The organism is Kribbella sp. NPDC004536 (assembly GCF_042873835.1).
Lineage (GTDB): Bacteria > Actinomycetota > Actinomycetes > Propionibacteriales > Kribbellaceae > Kribbella.
The window spans coordinates 127,266-142,339 of sequence record NZ_JBIALY010000003.1 but is presented as its reverse complement, the minus strand read 5'-3'; the positions used below and the strand labels follow the sequence as shown (position 1 = coordinate 142,339).

Sequence of the window (15,074 nt, the reverse complement as noted above, 5' to 3'; positions counted from 1 at the left end):
GCGCATGAACGAGCTCGTCATCCGCCGCGCCACCGCCGCCGACGTCGGCCCGATCGTCACGATGATCGCCGACGACCAGCTCGGCGCGACCCGGGAGTCCACCGCCGACCTGACGCCGTACCTGGCTGCCTTCGAACAGATCGACGCCGACCCCAACCAGCTCCTCGTGGTTGCCGAACGCAACGACGAGGTGATCGGCACGCTGCAGCTGACGATCATCCCCGGCCTGTCCCGCCGCGGCTCCACCCGCGGCCTGATCGAAGCCGTCCGGGTCGCCGCGCCCGCGCGCGGCTCCGGCCTCGGCAGCAGGCTGATCAACTGGGCCGTCGAGGAATCCCGCACCCGCGGCTGCACCCTCGTCCAACTCACCTCGGACAAGTCCCGCACCGAAGCCCACCGCTTCTACAGCAACCTGGGCTTCGAAAACACCCACGAAGGCTTCAAACTCAAGCTCAGCTGACCCGTTTTGATGGGGCGGCCCACGTGTTGCACGCTGCGGGTGACTTGGCGGTGAAGGCCTTGTCGGACCAGTACGTGCTGCTCTTGCTGGAGCCGTGGTCGCGTGGGGTCGACGGGTCCTCCTCGTCGCCGACGTACGCCGCGTCGTGGTAGGCGGACAGGCGTTCGCCGTGGAGGTTCAGGGTTTCCTGGTTCGCGCCGAGGAAGGCCGCGGCGAAGCAGGTTGCCTGGAGCTCGTGGCGGCGGGTCTGCTCGAGCTGCGCGGCACCCTTGGTCCGATCCCAGCGCTCGTCGTAGTACTGCGAGATCGCGACCAACTGCTGCACGTGGTGCCCGTACTCGTGCGCCATCACGAACTCCAAGTACGTCTGCGCCCACACCTTGTCGTAGTCCTCGTCCGCGACATGGTCCTTCCACCCCAGGTAGATGGCGTCGTTGCCGTCGCAGTAGAACGCGTCCGCGCCGTCCTCGTCGAACGGCCCACAGGCCGTACGGTCACCATCGTCGACGACGTACACCTTCGTCGGCTCGTAGACGACGTCCGACCGCTCCACCACCGGTTTCCAGGCACGCTCGAGACAGGGCAGTACTGCGGTCGCGTACTCCCGTACGTCCTTCCGCGTCACCAGCGGGCTGTCCGGCAACTTGCACGCCACAGCAGGCACCCGCCCCGCCGAGTAGACCTTGCTGTGGAGGAGATAGATATCGTCCAAAGACTCGTACGACGGTGAACTCCGCGTGGGAGATACCGCCGACGGGCTCGGAACAGGGGTGGGTGTAGGGGTCGCGGTCGGTGTGGAGACGGCAGCTGGAGCAGTGGGTGTGCAGGCAGTAGCCGCGAAGACTACGAACAACACAACCAAGACCCGACGAGACATCAGCTGACCTTCGGTGGTCGCGCCGTGAACGTGTTGCAGGAGCCTGCACTCCCACCGCGGAATCCTTGGTTACTCCAGTAGGCGTGGCTCTTGCGAGAACCGTGGTCCCGCGGCAACTTCGGCGCATTCTCGTCGCCGGCCGTGCTGACGTAGTACTCGAACTAATCGAGCCTGCTGCCGCTGAGCCCCAGCGCATTCTTGTGTATCCCCATGAACACGGCCGCCAGACAACTGGCCTGTAGCTCCATGCGGCGGTTGCGCTCGAGATCGCTGGACGCGGTCTGCAGTTGGCCCAGGTCGTAGGTCGTCATGATTCCAGTCAGTGTCTGGAGGTGATGGCCGTACTCATGAGCGACGGTGTGCTGCAGCTGGACCGTTCGCCAGTCTCGGTCCGACTCGGCGGCGAACGTACGGCCGTCGAGACAGATGGTTGACTTGCCGGTTGCGTAGTAGGCACCACGATGGAAGACGTCGTCCTGCCGGTCACAGTCCCCCGTCCCCAAGGCGACGAGTCGGGCCGGCATGAACACAGCATCGGCGCGCGGGAAAAGCGGCGCCCAGGCGCTGTTCAAGCAGCCGACCAGGGTCCGGGCGTAGCGGAGTACTCCGGCGCCGTTCGTCGGTACGACGTCGGGCAGGGTGCATCGGACCGCGCGCATCGTACCGGCCGCGTAGAGGCCGTTCGCGACCAGGAGCGGCTCGGGTGTCGGAGATGGCGCGGCGACCGGCGGCACCACCTTCGTACGGCGTGGAGCCGGCGGCGGAGTCGGCGTCCGAGTTGCCGACGCGGCCGGCGTCGGTGTGGGCACGGCTGCCGGTGCGGTGGTGGCGCAGGCGGTTGCCGTCAGTACGAGGAGCGCCGTCACCATCGCCCAGCGGGGCATCAGCTGACCTTGGCGGGTGGGGCTGTGAAGGTGTTACAGGACTTGGGGTTTGCGGTGGTGAAAGCGGGGCCGGACCACGCCCAGTTGTTCTTGCGGGAGCCGTGGTCGCGGATCTTCTTCGGGTTGTACTCGTCGCCGGAGTGCTGGACCTCCCACTCCCACTTCGCCAGCTTGTCGCCGGTCAGGCCGAGGGACTTCTTGTTCGCGCCGAGGAACGCGGCACCGAAACAGGTGGCCTGCAGTTCGCGGCGGCGGGCCCACTCGAGCTTCATCGCCTTCGAGTTCGTCCAGCCTTCGCGGGAGAACGAGGCGGTGATCATCTCGGTCATCTGCTGGACGTGGTGCCCGTACTCGTGCGCCATCGTGTCGAGCATCCACACCCGGGCGGCCACCGGCTCGTCCCGGTAGTACTGGAGGTCCTTCTTCCAGCTGATGTTGATGCTCTCGTCCTCGCTGCAGTAGTACGCCGTGTTCGACTCGCCGGTGCAGTCCTGGTCGTCGGTGACCTGGCTGGTCTGCAGCTTGACCTTCGGCGAGCGGAAGTCGTACCCGGCCTTCGTCACGATCGGCTCCCAGGCCTTGTTCAGGCAGGGCAGCAGCGCCTGGTAGTAGCGCAGGATCGCGGACTGCGAGTTCGGCTTGATGTCCGGCTCCTTGCAGCTGACCGACACCACCTGGCCGGAGGTGTAGATCTTGTTCTGCTGCAGGCGGACCATGTCCGGGATTCCCTGGACCGTGACCGTGACGGTTGGGTCGGGGGGTACTGGGATGGGGGCCTGGGACTTTTTGACCGATGGCTGGGAGAGGGGGCGTTGGACGCCGTACGAGTTGACCAGTTTGAAGCCGCCGATGCTCGCGGCGGTCAGCATGACCACCACCAGGACGGACAGGCCCGCGACGACCAAGCGTGAGGACTGGCGGGGTGGTTTGAGCGGCGGGGGCTCCGAGGTGAACTGGGCGCCGGCGCGGGACGGGTTCGCGTGCCAGCCGGAGGTACGGGGGCCGCCGGGGCGGCGCGTGCCGGTCAGCAGGGTCGGGGGCGGCGCGGTGAGCGGCGCCGCGGGCGGGCCGCTGTACTCGCTCTCGGTCCCTGGGTCGGTCGGGAGCGGACGCGCCTTGCGGCGGGCGGACGAGTCGTCGAACCCGATCGAGCGTGCCTTGCCGAGGCCGGCGGGCTGGGCGCTGCGCAGGGTCAGCGGCCGGCTGCCCGGCGCGGGCTCCCCGGTGCTGAAGTGGCCCGGCTTCGGTACGCCGTCGTCGGAGTCAGGCATCGATCGTTCCCATCTGGGGTCAGCTCACCTTGGCGGATGCGGCCACGAAAGTGTTGCAGGCCCCGGGGTTGGTTGTCGCGAAGCCCTGGTTCATCCACAGCGTGACGCTCTTGGTGGAGCCGTGGTCGCGGGTCTTGTCCTTGGACTTCTCGTCGCCGCTGCGCTTGACCAGGTCGTTCCACTGCGCGAGCAGTTCGCCGCGGAGCGGGAAGCTCGCCTGCGCGGCACCGAAGAACACCGCCCCGAAGCACGACGCCTGCAGCGCGGCCCGCCGGTGGACCTCCAGTTCGGCGGTCTTGTTCGCGGCGGTGTCGGCGAGGTTGTCGGCGGCCTCGGCCATCCCGGTCAGGTTCTGCACATGGACGCCGTACACGAAACTGAAGGTCTGCGCCATCTCGGCGCGGGTCTCCGCCTTGTGCTTCGGGTAGTTCTCGACGATCTTCTGCCACGGCATCGTGACGCTGCCGCCCTGGTCGTCCTGGCAGTACAGCGCGAGGTTCTGCTGTACGCCGCACGCAGTCTCCTCGCCGTCGTCGAAGACGATCAGCCGCGGCGAGCGGAACGTGAACCCGGCCTTGGTGACGATCGGCTCCCAGGCCTTGTCCATACATGCGGTCAGTGCCTGGTAGTACGAGCGCACGTTCTCCTTGGAGGTCGGGCGGAACGCGGGCTCCTGGCACTTCACCACCGGCAGCTTCCCAGCACTGTAGATCGCGTTCTTGCCGACGATGTCCGCGTCCGGCGTGCCCTTCGCGACCGGGCCGGTGGTGGCCGTCGCTCCGTCGCTCGGCCGCACCGACGGCGTACCCATCGGGTTCGCGACGTAGTCGTCGAACTTCGGCAGGACCTTGAGCACGAACGTCACGCCGCCGCCGACGGCGAGCAGTACGGCGACGACGATCAGTGCGACGAGGCCTTTCGAGCGCTTCTTCGGTACGAACGGGATCGGTTCGGGACGGAACACCTCGCGGTACGCCGCGGCCGCCCGGTCTTCCGCGGGCGGCGGGCCGAGCCGCGTGCCGGACAGCGTCGTACGGCGGGAGTCGAGCCGGCTACCCGCGAGCTGCGGCTGGACCGCGTCCCGGTCGCCGCCGAGCCGTGGTGTGGGTGCCGCCAACGGTGCCGCGGCACCTGGATTCCGGGTTTCGGCCTCTGCCGCGCCCTGGTCACCGTCGCCCCCGGGTAGGAAATGACCAGGCTTCGGTGCCGGCTTGTCCGCCATGTTCTTCCGCTTCTCCCCAGTACCGGACGAAGGCCGGTCCCCAACAGAATGGCCGGAACACCCCCAGTGCCGGCCGCCGGCTGATATTACGGCCTGGACCGCCATTCGGAGAACCGGATTGCAGCTATTGACATCGTTTCGCGACCGCTGTCACGGAACGCGGTCAGCCGGCTACCCGACCGTAGGCGAGGAAGTGCGGGCTTCCGGCGCGGAGATTCGGGTCGGACTCGACGAGGCGCGCGAAGAGGACCGCGGACGGGAGCAGGTTGTCGATGTTCTCCGGCGCGGCGTTCTGGAGGATGTTCGCGGCCGGGCCTTCGACGCCGAGTACGTCGACGTCCTGCAGGCCGGCGGTGGTGAGTTCGCCGGCCAGCTCGTCGGCGTGGTGGAAGTACGCGACCGTGAAGCCGTACGACCCGTCGATCGCGCCGGACGCGAACGCCTCGGTGAACAGGTGCACGTTGTCGTCGGTCAACGCCCCGTTGCTGCCCGCCTCGAGCAACCCGCCGTACCGACTGATCCCGGCCGCGACGACCACACCGCCGGGCCGGGTCACTCGTACCGCCTCCGCGAGCGCCAGCGCACGATCCGCCGGATCGACCAGGTGGTACAGCGGCCCGAGCAACAAGGTCACGTCCACGCTCGCGTCCGCCTGCCGCAACGCCCGCGCATCGCCGACCTCGGCCGCGAAACCTCCGACCGCGGCGGCCGCCGCGACATGCTCCGGTACGGGATCCACCAACGTCACCTGGTGCCCGTCACCCGCCAGCCAGCGCGCATGCACGCCGGTCGCACCTCCAACGTCCAGCACGACGGCCCCAGGCGGCAACCACCGCCGCAACAACTCCTGCGTCCGCAGGAACTCGAGCCGCCCGTGCCCCCGCACCACCAGCCGCTCGTCCTCGGCATACCGATCCCTGTAGAACGCCCGAATCACCGGATCAAGCTCAACCATCCCCCAACCCTCCCGCACCAAAATTCTCCCCACACCCCCTTTTCCCCCCGCTACCCTGTGGGAGCTCTGTGCGCCTGGCATGCTGGGGGTATGAGTTGGGCTGTGTATGCGGTGCGCGGACCAGGAGGCGTACGTCGCCTCGACGACATGCCGGTGGATTACGAGCCGCCTTCAGTGGGGACGGCGACCGATGTGGTGGCGGCGGTTCGGGAGGTGGTGCCGGACGTCGACACCAGCAAGCCTTCGTGGCTGGCGTTGCGGAGTGCTGACTTCGATGTCGAGATGACGATCGGCAAGGGTGTCGAGGTCCGCGACATCACGTTCTACCTGAACGACGGTCCGCGGTCGATCCCGATCGTGATGGAGATCAGCCGCAAGCTCGGCGTCACCCCGTACGACACCGAGTCGGGCAACTTCCTCACCGAGGAGTCGCGGCCACCGGTCCCACCGCCGATGGAGCCGGACGAGATCAAGATGAACAAACCGAAGTGGTGGAAGTTCGGCCGCAAGTAGGTCTCGCCCAGCCCGGGTCTTGTGCCCGGGCTGTTCTCGCGGTGCCGACGGCATCCATTCCGCCGTACGACGGGAGGTGTTCGGGTCGTCGTACGTCAGGTTTCTCGGGTTTCACACGGCGTCGTCGTTCGCGGTGCAGCGTACGGCGGATCCCGGCGTACCGGCAGCTACCCGGGCCGCGATCAGGTCGGCGTACGAGGGCCTGGGGTGGGTGGTGCCGCAGGCGCTGGCGTTGTGTCCGGACCAGGTTGCGCAGGTGGTGATGCCGCGGTGGAGTTCGGGGCGGGTGGTGCTCGTGGGTGACGCGTGTGGTGCGGTGTCGTTGCTGTCCGTCAGGGCGCTTCGCTGGGAATCGCGGGTGCGTATCTGCTCGCGGACAAGCTGGTCGCGGCATCGTCTGTCGAGGTGGGGATGTCCGCGAGGCTGCCGGTGTACCGACGAACGGGTAGTGGTGGCGTTTCGGCGGTGCTCGGAGCGTGAGGGTGGCGGGTGAAGTGGGGGTACTACCCGTTCTTCGGTACAAGAGTGAGGTCGGTGGGGCCTAGGCGGAGGATGCCTGAGGTGAGTGGGGTGGCGCGGATGCCGCCGTGGTTGCGGAGGGCTTTCATGGCGCCGGGGGCGAGGACCTTGTCCATCCAGGCGCACGGGTTCGCGGGGCGGTTGGCCTGGAAGGTGATGCCGCCGAGGGTGAAGCGGCGGCCGGGGACGCGGGTGCCGTCGGGGGTTCGGCGGGCGGCGAGTTCGTCGATCGGGAAGCCGCGGAGGGTGATGTTGCGGCGGGTCAGGTGCGGGTCGAGCGGCGCGGGCAGGCCGAGTACGCGGACCACTTCGTCGAGGGAGGCCTCGTCGATGAGGGTGACGGCGGCGTTCTGGTGGATCGCCTGGCCGTAGTACCGGTCGCCGACGATGCCGAGGCCGGCGCGTACCTCGACCTCTGTCCGGGCGACCGGCTCCGGGTCCGGGCGCGGCCCGTCGTCCGGACGGCCCTCGAAGGCGTGCCGGCTGGATACGGTGAGCGCGACGATCTCGACCGCGGTCATGTTCAGCCCCAGGTCAAGGGATCGAGGAGCCGGAAGAAGTGCAGGCGGCGCGGGTCCGGGTCGGGTACGCCGTACGCCTCGAGGAACGGCGCCGGGTCCGCGGACCACTCGTCGTGCAGCTGGATCGTGGTGAGCGCGAGGTCGGCGTACCGGTCGGCGATCCCCAGCCGTCCGAGGTCGATCAGGCCGGTCACCTCCAGGGTGTCCGGATCGAAGAAGATGTTGGGCAGGCAGGCGTCGCCGTGGCAGACGACGGGTTCCAGCACCTTCTCCACGTAGGTGCTCTCGGCAACTACCTCCGCGAGCAGCTCCTCCGGGGCAACCTTCCGCCACTCGTCGGTCAGGAAGTCCGGGTTGACAGCACCCCGCCGTACGACGTCCGCCGCCGAGCTGATCACGTCCCCCAAAGGCCGCTCGAACGGACAGTTCTCCAACGAATGCAACTCCCGAAGAACCCGCCCGAGACTACGCATCGCCCGCCCATGCGAGCCAGCAGGAAGCAGATCCCCAGCCACACCAGGCACCGCAGTAGTCAGCAGGCACCCACCTTCGACCGACTCCAGCCAGTCCACAACAGTTGCTCCGGGCAAGCCAGTCCCGGACAACCAGCTGATTCGGTCGCGTTCGGCGGACAGTTCGGCTACGCCGGACGGAGCGCAACATTTGGCATAGACGTCTCCGCGGCGGTAGACCGTCGTGTCGGACTCGCCGACCTCGACCGGTACCCAACCGTCACCCGATGGCTTGAGCAAGTTTTTCCCTGGTGTGGTTGAGGATCGGAGTGACCGGGCGGCCCGTCACCAGCTCGCCGCCGGCGACGAAACCTTCCTCGCGGCCGGTCAGGTCCTGGATCAGCCGCGCACGCCAAAGATCTCGCAGATCCGGCCGCGCCGCCACCAGATTGTGCAGCTCCCCCGGATCCTCCTCGAGGTCGAACAGCTGCTCCACGCCGCGCCCCGAACCCCACACGTACTTGATCTTCCCGTCGGTCACCCACTGCAACGACTGATCGAAGTGCAGATGCTCCCCGTGCAACCACTCGCGCACCGGTACTTCCGACCCCCGCAGGAACGGCGCCAGCGACACCCCGTCCACCGACGGCGGCACCGGCACGCCCGCCAGGTCCAGCAACGTCGGCATCAGGTCCCGCAACTCGACCACCTGGTCAACCACGCCACCACGAACAGCACCACCGGCCGAAGCACGATCCGCCACGATGAACGGCACCCGCGCCGACCCTTCGTACGGTACGGACTTCCGGAACATCCGGTGGTCGCCCATCATCTCGCCGTGGTCGGACGTGAACGCGATGATCGTGTCGTCGTACACCCCGAAGTCGACCAGCGCCTCGCGGATCCGGTTGACCTGCAGGTCGATCTGCGCCATCAACCCGTAGTACCCGGCCCGCGCCCGATGCACTACGTGATCCGGCAGGTCCCCGATCGACGCCTGGTAGTCCCCGTCCCGCCGGAACTCGTCCCAGTCCGCCTCCCAGTCGCCAAGCACCTGGGAGTACGGCGGCAACGAGGCGTACCGGTCGAACGCCCACGCCGGCGGATCGTACGGCGGATGCGGCCGATGGAACGACAGGTACAAGAAGAACGGCCGCGTCGGATCCCGCCGGTACAACCAGTCGATCGTAGAAGTCCCCACCCACGACGTCGGGTGCAACGACTCCGCCTTGTCCCACGGCCGCGCGACCACCGAGTTGCAGTTCACACCATGGTCGAAGTACTCCGCGTCAGGCGACACCCCGGGCTGCCTGCGCAACCACGGCACATAGTCGTCGAAGAACCCGAACTGCTGCCGGTGCACCCGCCGCGAGTGGTGCAGGAACCCGTCGTGCAGTACGACGTCGTCGAACCCGAGCCGCGCCCGCTCCGGCCACACGTGCATCTTCCCGATCGCCTGCGTGTGGTACCCGGCCCGCCGGAACTCGCCCTGCACCGTCACCGGATGCGCGATGTCGAACGGCACCCCGTCGGTGTACCCGACCCGCCCGTGCCGCTCCTGCGACTGCCCGGTGAACAACGCGACCCGGGCCGGCACGCACGTCGGCGTCGCGGAGTACCCGCGGCTGAACCGCACCCCGTTCCGCGCCAGCTCGTCCAGATGCGGCGTCTCGACGTACGGATGACCGGCGCACGACAACGCGTCGCCCCGCCACTCGTCGACACAGATCAGTACGACGTTGGGCTGACTCAAGAAGACTCCCGGACGATCAGTTGCCAGGGGAAATCGAACACTTCGCCCGGAGCGCCCTCGCGATCCGTCAACCGCCCGACGATGATCCGCGCGAGCGCTTCATTGAAGCCGACCGGTCCGACGGTGGACAGCGACGGGTCCAGCGTCTCGCCCTCGGGCGTGTTGCCGACCCCGACGATCGCGAGGTCCCGCGGTACGTCGATCCGCAGCCGGTGCGCCGCCCGGACCGCGGCGATCGCGGCGAAGTCGGTCGTGCAGTACAGCGCGGTCGGCCGGTCGGGCTTGGACAGCAACGCCATCGCGGCCCGGTACGCGCCCTCCGGGTGCTGCTCGAACACCTCGACCTGATCGCTGTCGATCGGCTTGCCGGCCGCGCGGAGCGTGTTGACGTACGCGTCGAAGCGGGCGAACCCCGTCGTCCGGGAGGTGAGCGCGCCGACCCGGTCGTGGTGTTCGAGCAGGTGCTCCACGGCGAGGTGGCAGCGCGGCTCGGCGCCGGAGCGGATCACGTCGAAGCCCTGTGGCTCCAGGGTTTCGCTGAACACGACGATCTGTACGCCCTGTGCGGCGAACGCGGCGAGCTCCTCGGCCTGCGAAGGGTCCGGGATGCTGTCGATGAAGATCACGTCCGGCGTCCGGTTCGACAGCACGGTCCGCCAGTCGCCGTCGGCCACGATCAGCGCGGTCTTGCCGAGCGGGGTCACCGCCGTACTGACCGTCGCCGCGACCGCCTGCGACCACGGGTCCGCCAGCACGGTCAGCGACAGCAGGACCAGATCCGACTTCCCGGTCCGGATCGCGCGGGCCGCGTCGTTGCGTCGGTAACCCAGGCGCGACGCGGCCTCGCGGACCCGGTCCGCGGTCGAGTCCTTGATCGTGTGGCTGCGGTGCCGTCCGGAGAGCACATAGGACACGGTCGCGACCGAGACACCGGCCTCCTTCGCCACCATCCGCAGCGTCGGCCGTTCGGCCAAAGGTGAGGACATGAACCGAGCTTATGCCCTAGCCCTTGACCGCACCCGTGATGACGCCCTTGGTGAAGTGGCGTTGGAGGAACGGGTAGACCATTGCGATCGGTACCAGGGCGACGACCACGACCGCCATCTGGAGGGACTGCGGCTGTGGCGGCGGGTGCACGCCGAGCTGGTCCGCGGACAGCGATTTGCCCTGCAGGACGTACGTCCGCAGGATCACCTGCACCGGCCACTTCGACGTGTCGTTCAGGTACAGCAGCGCGTTGAAGAACGCGTTCCAGAACCCGACCGCGTAGAACAGCCCGACGACCGCGATCACCGCCTTCGACAGCGGCATGACGATCCGGCGCAGGATGGTGAAGTCGCTGGCGCCGTCGATCCGCGCGCTTTCCAGCAGCTCACCCGGCACGTTCATGAAGAACGTCCGCAGGACAACGAAGTTGAACGCTCCGAGTGCGCCCGGCAGGATCAGCGACCACAGGCTGTCCAGCAACCCGAGCTGCTTCACCACCAGGAACATCGGGATGATGCCGGGCGCGAACAGCAACGTGAACAGCACCATCAACAACACCGGCCGCCCGAACAGCACGGGTCGCGAGGTCGCGTACGCGAGCGCGATCGTCACCGCCAGCGCGATCGCCGTACCGACGACCGTGACGAACACGCTGACGAGAATCGCCCGGCCCATCAGCCCGCCGGAGAAGAGCGTCTGGTACGCCTTGAAGGTCGGGTGCGACGGCCACAACACATACCCGCCCGCGTTGATGATGTCGCGATCGCTGGCCAGCGACGTCGAGATCACGACGAGGATCGGGATGACGATGACGAGCGCAAAGCCGCCCAAGATGACTGCTTTGATTGCCTGGTACCCAGGAGATGGGTTCTCCTTCCAGACAGGTCTCATGACGCCCCTCGTTTCTGGAAGATCCCGGGTTCGCCGAGGCGGTGCGCCAGGGAGTTCGCGCCCCACAAGAGGAGTGCTCCGACGACACCCTTGGCGAGACCGGCCGCGGCGCCGCTGCTCCAGTCACCACCGACCACACCCGCGTAGTACGTGAACGTGTCCAGTACTTCGGCGGCGCCCGGGCCGACCGAGTCGCGTTGCAGGATGAACTGCTCGAACCCGACGCTGAGGATGTCGCCGATCCGCAGGATCAGCAGCAGCACGATGACGGTCCGCAGCGACGGCAGCGTGATGTGCCACATCCGCCGCCAGCGCCCGGCACCGTCCGCCGCGGCCGCCTCGTACAGCGAGACGTCGATAGTGGTCAGCGCCGCGAGGAAGATGATCATCGCCCAGCCGGCGTCCTTCCAGATCAGCTGCGCGACGACCAGCAGCGGGAAGGTGTCCGGGTTGGTCATGAACGGGATCGCAGACAGGCCGGCCTGCCGGAGCAGGTTGTTCACGAACCCGGCCCCGCCCAGCGACTGCTGGAACAGCGTCACGACCAGCACCCAGGACAGGAAGTGCGGCAGGTAGGCGATCGTCTGGAACCATTTCCGGAAACGGTTGCTGACCAGCGAGTCGACGATCAGCGCGAGCCCGATCGGTACCGGGAAGAACAGCAGCAACTGCACGCCGGCCAGCAGCAGCGTGTTCCGCAGCGCGTCCCAGAAGTCCGGGTTGTCGTAGAGGTTGACGAAGTTCTGCAGGCCGTTCCACTCGCTGTGCATGATCCCGAGGTACGGCTGGAAGTCCTGGAACGCGACCACGTTGCCGATCACCGGCAGGTAGAAGAACACCAGCAGGAACAGCACACCGGGGATCATCAGCAGCACCATCTGCCAGTCCCGGGCCCACTTCGCCTTCAGCGGCAGGCCGTTCCTGGCCTGCCGCTTCGACGAGTTCTGCTTCAGCATCAGGACACCGGCACGCTGGCAGGCAGTACGGCGGCGAACTCGTCGCGCATCTTGTCACCGCCGCCGGACTTCCAGCGCTTCAGCGCCGCGTCGTACGCGTCCATCTTCTGCCGGCCGGTGACGATGTCGACGATCGTGTCCCGGAACGCCGACGTCAGCTTCGGGCCGACCTTGCTCGACGTGTCCGAGTACGTGCCCGCGGTCGGGTTGCGCATCGCGTACTTCAGGAGCTTCTGCTCGGTCTCGTAGATCTTCTGCGTGTCGGAAGGGAACGCGGGGTTGAAGATCACGCTCTCCGGCGAGTTCATGATCTGCAGCGCGCTGACCAGACCGGGCGCCTGCTGGTTGCCGGCCTTGGTCAGCACCGGGTTCTTCTGCGCGTCCAGCGTGTACTGCTGGCCCTCGACGCCGAAGTTCTTGATCAGGTACTCCTTGGTGCCGAACGGCGCCGACAGGTAGTCCATCAGCGCCAGCAGCTCGCGGATCCGGCCCTCGTCGGTCTTCTTGAACGGCGTGAACCCGACCGTGCCGTAGCCCATGTCGTACGTCGGCTTCGCCTTGCCGTCGTGGCCGAACGGGATCATCGTGTCCACGAACAGCGTCGGGTCGAGGTTGCGGAAGTCGGCGGTCGCCCGCGGGCCGACCACGACCTGCGCGGCGATCTGCCCGTTCACGGTCTTCGGCGTCGCGTCGGCCAGGTTGAGGTCCGGGTAGAACACCTTCGCGGCCCAGAGCTTGGCGGCGTACTCGACGGCGGCCTTGTAGTTGTCGGTCTCGTACAGGTGGGTCAGCGACCGGTCCTGGTTCACCCGCCACGAGTTCGGGGCGCCGAACCACTCGCCGAACATGTGCAGCATGTTGATGATGGCCGGCTCGAGCGCGTAGTTCGTACCGTTGGTCAGCTCCTTGCACTTGGCAAAGAACTCGTCGGCCGTCGAGCACTGCAGCCCGCCCACCTTCTGCCAGGTCTTCGGGTTGCCCATCATCACCTGGCCGAACGGCGTGGACGGGATCGGCGCGCCCCAGATCTTGCCGTTGACAACGGCCGTCCGCCAGGACGCCGGCTTCAGCGCGGCCAGGTTCGGGTACTCCAGGACGGCGTCGCCGGACAGGTACTTGGTCAGGTCCTGGAACTTCGCCTCGAGCATCGGGCCGATGTTCGGGATGCCCTGGTTCGGCGGCAGCCACATCAGGTCCGGCAGCGAGTCGCTGGCGAGCAGCGTGGCGAACTTCTCCGGGTAGCCCGGGTCGGTGATGGTCAGCTTCAGGTCCGCGCCGAGCGCCTGGTTCAGGGCCTGCCACATCGGGTTGCTGCCCATCGGTGGCGGCGGGGTCGCGAACGTCTCGGTGAGCGCGGTCACCGCGTTCTTCAGCGGCGGCGCCTTCACGCTCGACACCGCGTCCGCCGGGAACTTCAGGAACCCGGGCTCCAGGCCCGACTCGGCCCCGGGGAGATCCGGGTGCAGGCCTTCGAACGGTTTGTACGTCGGCAGCTTGAGCTCGCTCGACGCCTTCGCACCCCCGCCCGAGGCTCCACCGTCCCCGCAGGCCGCCAGCGTCGAGGCGCCGATGGCTGCCCCGGTCACCTGCAGAAACCGCCGCCGACTGATCATAGTTGCTCCAAGTTTCGAAGAAGTGCTCACTAACACTCACTTAAACGTTAACCCGGACCGTAAACCTCTGCCACCCCTCAACGCAAGACACAAACAGAAGCCGGCGGCCGCGGGGACTCGAGAACCCGCGGCCGCCGGCCGTCTTCGGTGATTCAGTTGGTGTGTCAGGTGGTGATCAGCAGCGCACGACCAGCCCGGTCAGCGCCGTGCAGGTGCGGCTGGCCTTGTCGTTCGACGCCACCGGGTCGTCCGGCGAGCTCGCCGTCCGCTGCGCGGTCGCGGTCAGCGAGCCGACCGTGAGCAGCGTGGTGTCCACCGTCAGCGTGCGGGTCGTACTCGCGCCGACCGCCAGCGACGCGATGTCGCAGTTGACCGATCGCGTCGTACCGACCCGCGCACAGGTCGAACCCGCCCAGACCAGCCCGGCCGGATAGGTGCCGACGACCCGGATCCCGGACGCGTCGCGCGGCCCGTTGTTCTTGACCGTGATCGTGTACGTGATCCGCGCGGTCACCAGCGTCTTGACCGACGCGGTCAGCGACACCGCGACGTCGGCCGCCAGCGGCACGACCGTCAGGGTCGGGCCTGCGTACGCCGGGTATCCGTAGTTGTCGCCGAGGAACACGTGCCACAGGACGAACGACCCCAGCGGCGCATTGTCCTTCACCCGCAACGTCCACGTCACCGTCCGGCTCTCGCCCGGCCCGACGTCGCCGAACCCGGCACGGAACTCCTCGCCGTTGTAGACCCCGCAACCCGCCGTTGCCTCAGGGCAACTGACGATCTCGAGCCAGTCGGGCAGATTTGCCCCCGGGACGTACAGCGTCGCCTTGCCGGCCACAGCGGTGAAGGCCTGGTTGTTGTAGACCGTCTGGGTGACGGTGAAGGTGTCCCCTGGACTCAGAGTCGTCTGGCTGACGACCACCGTGCTGGTCGGCGGGTCGTCCGCCGACGCGACCGCCGGCACCGCCAGCGACGTCCCGATGATTCCCGTGATCAGCACAGCGCGAATCAACTTCCAGGCATGCATAGCGTGCCCCCCTTGTTCCCCATGAAAGTTCCCCATGAATCTGGCATGAATCCCCAGCTGCCCCCACAGCCCGCCGACTGGCGGTGAAAGCAGTATGTAGTCAGCACTGTCAGTGGTCAACAACCTGGAATTCGTGCCCAACCTTTCACCCCTTCACGGTGTCTCACTGG

General features: G+C 67.6%; 15 protein-coding genes. 2 read left to right on the top strand and 13 right to left on the bottom strand.

The window, feature by feature from the left end; all coding sequences use genetic code 11:
• Nucleotides 1-4: 4 nt before the first annotated feature.
• Entirely contained in the window at nt 5-460 is a 456-nt protein-coding gene (locus tag ACFYRU_RS25840) for a GNAT family N-acetyltransferase (protein ID WP_387663141.1), read from the top strand.
• On the opposite strand, the gene ACFYRU_RS25835 is transcribed toward ACFYRU_RS25840, so the two are convergent.
• From ACFYRU_RS25835 to ACFYRU_RS25815, 5 genes are all read right to left on the bottom strand, one after another.
• Nucleotides 453-1,115, bottom strand: a complete 663-nt coding sequence (locus ACFYRU_RS25835) for a neutral zinc metallopeptidase (RefSeq protein ID WP_387663140.1) — start codon at nt 1,113-1,115, stop codon at nt 453-455. The two genes, ACFYRU_RS25840 and ACFYRU_RS25835, sit on opposite strands and share 8 nt — an antisense overlap.
• A gap of 383 nt (nt 1,116-1,498) precedes the next feature.
• Nucleotides 1,499-2,221, bottom strand: coding sequence for a neutral zinc metallopeptidase (locus ACFYRU_RS25830; RefSeq protein ID WP_387663139.1), 723 nt, complete (start codon nt 2,219-2,221; stop codon nt 1,499-1,501).
• On the bottom strand, nt 2,221-3,492 hold the full coding sequence (locus ACFYRU_RS25825; RefSeq protein ID WP_387663138.1) for a neutral zinc metallopeptidase: 1,272 nt from the start codon (nt 3,490-3,492) through the stop codon (nt 2,221-2,223). Before ACFYRU_RS25825 ends, ACFYRU_RS25830 begins: the two co-directional genes overlap by 1 nt.
• A 19-nt stretch (nt 3,493-3,511) precedes the next feature.
• Nucleotides 3,512-4,714, bottom strand: coding sequence for a neutral zinc metallopeptidase (locus tag ACFYRU_RS25820; RefSeq protein WP_387663137.1), 1,203 nt, complete (start codon nt 4,712-4,714; stop codon nt 3,512-3,514).
• Nucleotides 4,715-4,877: 163 nt separating this feature from the next.
• The gene (locus ACFYRU_RS25815) at nt 4,878-5,669 is read right to left on the bottom strand and encodes a class I SAM-dependent methyltransferase (RefSeq protein WP_387663136.1); all 792 of its coding nucleotides are present in this window, start codon (nt 5,667-5,669) and stop codon (nt 4,878-4,880) included.
• A gap of 90 nt (nt 5,670-5,759) precedes the next feature.
• Between ACFYRU_RS25815 and ACFYRU_RS25810 the strand changes: the two genes are divergently transcribed.
• Nucleotides 5,760-6,182, top strand: a complete 423-nt coding sequence (locus tag ACFYRU_RS25810; RefSeq protein WP_387663135.1) for a hypothetical protein — start codon at nt 5,760-5,762, stop codon at nt 6,180-6,182.
• A gap of 503 nt (nt 6,183-6,685) precedes the next feature.
• On the opposite strand, the gene ACFYRU_RS25805 is transcribed toward ACFYRU_RS25810, so the two are convergent.
• The 8 genes from ACFYRU_RS25805 to ACFYRU_RS25770 all read right to left on the bottom strand — a co-directional run bounded on the left by ACFYRU_RS25805 (nt 6,686) and on the right by ACFYRU_RS25770 (nt 14,877).
• Nucleotides 6,686-7,222, bottom strand: coding sequence for an MOSC domain-containing protein (locus ACFYRU_RS25805; protein ID WP_387663134.1), 537 nt, complete (start codon nt 7,220-7,222; stop codon nt 6,686-6,688).
• Nucleotides 7,223-7,224: 2 nt separating this feature from the next.
• Nucleotides 7,225-7,974: a phosphotransferase gene (locus ACFYRU_RS25800; RefSeq protein ID WP_387663133.1), complete on the bottom strand. Its 750-nt coding sequence runs from the start codon at nt 7,972-7,974 to the stop codon at nt 7,225-7,227.
• A complete protein-coding gene (locus ACFYRU_RS25795) occupies nt 7,955-9,427 on the bottom strand; it encodes an arylsulfatase (RefSeq protein ID WP_387663132.1) in 1,473 nt (490 codons plus the stop codon). Before ACFYRU_RS25795 ends, ACFYRU_RS25800 begins: the two co-directional genes overlap by 20 nt.
• Complete coding sequence (locus ACFYRU_RS25790; RefSeq protein WP_387663131.1) at nt 9,424-10,413, bottom strand: LacI family DNA-binding transcriptional regulator; 990 nt, start codon at nt 10,411-10,413, stop codon at nt 9,424-9,426. Before ACFYRU_RS25790 ends, ACFYRU_RS25795 begins: the two co-directional genes overlap by 4 nt.
• Nucleotides 10,414-10,429: 16 nt before the next feature.
• On the bottom strand, nt 10,430-11,305 hold the full coding sequence (locus ACFYRU_RS25785) for a carbohydrate ABC transporter permease (RefSeq protein ID WP_387663130.1): 876 nt from the start codon (nt 11,303-11,305) through the stop codon (nt 10,430-10,432).
• The gene (locus ACFYRU_RS25780; RefSeq protein WP_387663129.1) at nt 11,302-12,261 is read right to left on the bottom strand and encodes an ABC transporter permease; all 960 of its coding nucleotides are present in this window, start codon (nt 12,259-12,261) and stop codon (nt 11,302-11,304) included. Before ACFYRU_RS25780 ends, ACFYRU_RS25785 begins: the two co-directional genes overlap by 4 nt.
• Complete coding sequence (locus ACFYRU_RS25775) at nt 12,261-13,874, bottom strand: sugar ABC transporter substrate-binding protein (RefSeq protein WP_387663128.1); 1,614 nt, start codon at nt 13,872-13,874, stop codon at nt 12,261-12,263. Before ACFYRU_RS25775 ends, ACFYRU_RS25780 begins: the two co-directional genes overlap by 1 nt.
• Nucleotides 13,875-14,049: 175 nt before the next feature.
• Nucleotides 14,050-14,877 (bottom strand): hypothetical protein, encoded by an 828-nt coding sequence (locus ACFYRU_RS25770; protein ID WP_387663127.1) that lies wholly within the window; start codon nt 14,875-14,877, stop codon nt 14,050-14,052.
• Between the last annotated feature and the right edge of the window lie 197 nt (nt 14,878-15,074).

Bases quoted from the DNA above. Each gene is read 5' to 3' on its own strand.
- ACFYRU_RS25840 (WP_387663141.1), top strand. From the start codon at position 5: ATGAACGAGCTCGTCATCCGCCGCGCCACCGCCGCCGACGTCGGCCCG.
- ACFYRU_RS25830 (WP_387663139.1), bottom strand. From the start codon at position 2,221: ATGCCCCGCTGGGCGATGGTGACGGCGCTCCTCGTACTGACGGCAACC.
- ACFYRU_RS25825 (WP_387663138.1), bottom strand. From the start codon at position 3,492: ATGCCTGACTCCGACGACGGCGTACCGAAGCCGGGCCACTTCAGCACC.
- ACFYRU_RS25820 (WP_387663137.1), bottom strand. From the start codon at position 4,714: ATGGCGGACAAGCCGGCACCGAAGCCTGGTCATTTCCTACCCGGGGGC.
- ACFYRU_RS25815 (WP_387663136.1), bottom strand. From the start codon at position 5,669: ATGGTTGAGCTTGATCCGGTGATTCGGGCGTTCTACAGGGATCGGTAT.
- ACFYRU_RS25810 (WP_387663135.1), top strand. From the start codon at position 5,760: ATGAGTTGGGCTGTGTATGCGGTGCGCGGACCAGGAGGCGTACGTCGC.
- ACFYRU_RS25805 (WP_387663134.1), bottom strand. From the start codon at position 7,222: ATGACCGCGGTCGAGATCGTCGCGCTCACCGTATCCAGCCGGCACGCC.
- ACFYRU_RS25790 (WP_387663131.1), bottom strand. From the start codon at position 10,413: ATGTCCTCACCTTTGGCCGAACGGCCGACGCTGCGGATGGTGGCGAAG.
- ACFYRU_RS25785 (WP_387663130.1), bottom strand. From the start codon at position 11,305: ATGAGACCTGTCTGGAAGGAGAACCCATCTCCTGGGTACCAGGCAATC.
- ACFYRU_RS25780 (WP_387663129.1), bottom strand. From the start codon at position 12,261: ATGCTGAAGCAGAACTCGTCGAAGCGGCAGGCCAGGAACGGCCTGCCG.
- ACFYRU_RS25775 (WP_387663128.1), bottom strand. From the start codon at position 13,874: ATGATCAGTCGGCGGCGGTTTCTGCAGGTGACCGGGGCAGCCATCGGC.